The sequence below is a fragment of the Streptomyces sp. SID3212 genome (assembly GCF_009865405.1).
GTDB lineage: Bacteria > Actinomycetota > Actinomycetes > Streptomycetales > Streptomycetaceae > Streptomyces.
This window is the reverse complement of the sequence record NZ_WWJY01000667.1, coordinates 1-826: the sequence shown is the minus strand read 5'-3', so window position 1 is coordinate 826 and position 826 is coordinate 1. Positions and strand designations below refer to the sequence as shown.

At 75.7% G+C, this 826-nt stretch carries 3 protein-coding genes; all 3 read right to left on the bottom strand.

Annotated features, from left to right (window positions below; all coding sequences use genetic code 11):
* Positions 1–204: helix-turn-helix transcriptional regulator (locus GT042_RS20040; RefSeq protein ID WP_161310096.1), on the bottom strand; the 204-nt coding region annotated here is incomplete at its 3' end.
* Between the two features lie 77 nt (positions 205–281).
* Positions 282–437: a hypothetical protein gene (locus GT042_RS20035; protein WP_161310095.1), complete on the bottom strand. Its 156-nt coding sequence runs from the start codon at positions 435–437 to the stop codon at positions 282–284.
* A 46-nt stretch (positions 438–483) separates the two neighbouring features.
* The coding region (locus tag GT042_RS20030; RefSeq protein ID WP_161310094.1) for a pyridoxal-phosphate dependent enzyme at positions 484–826 on the bottom strand (343 nt) is incomplete at its 5' end.

The window sequence follows — 826 nt, the reverse complement described above, 5'->3', positions numbered from 1 at the left end:
GGGCGCGCGCGGTTCGGTGCGGCCCGCCTCCCACGCGGTCACGGCCTCGCGCCGCACGTCCAGCGCCCGCGCGACCTGCTCCTGGCTCAGTCCTGCCGCCTTCCGCAGGCGCTTGCGCTCCTCGGGTTCGGGCAGCCCGTCCTGCGCGGCCACCTGCTCCAACAGCGCGTCGACCGACGCGAAAAGCTCGTCCTGCTGCGACACAGCAGTCACCTCCGCCCCTCACCCTATCGAAAGCGCTCATCGCAACGCACATGAAACACACCCCTCAGGACGGCTCGTCAGACTTCCCGCGCCGGGCCCGTGTCCCCGTCGGCACTGGTCCCCGCGTCGTACGCACCACGCGAAGCCTCGACGGCCGCCAGGTTCTCCTCGGTCCGGTCCACCAGGGCGGGGCGCGCGTACGGCGCCTGGACGACGCGATCGGCACGCGTCACGCGCGCGCCTGCGGGGCCCGACGGCCGACAGGGAGCACGCCGCGTCCTAGGACGCGCCCTCCGTACTCAGGAGGACCACCGTCGCGTCGGCGTCCACGCCCAGCAGCCGGCGGCGGTGGTCCGCCCGGCCGTCGCCGGGAATGGCGGCGGTGAGGGTGGCGCGCGCCGCCGCCAGGCAGGCGGCCCCGCACGGGCCGGACGACACTCCGAGGCGGCCCAGGTCGGCGACCGCGCGGGCCGACGCCGGGTCGGTGACGGTGACACACGCGTCGAGGCCTCCCTGGAGATACGGCCAGGCGAGCGGGGACGGCGTACCGCAGTTGAGCCCGGCCATGATCGTCCTGCCGGTCGCGATGCTGAGCGGCCGGCCCGCGGCGAGGCCGGCCCGT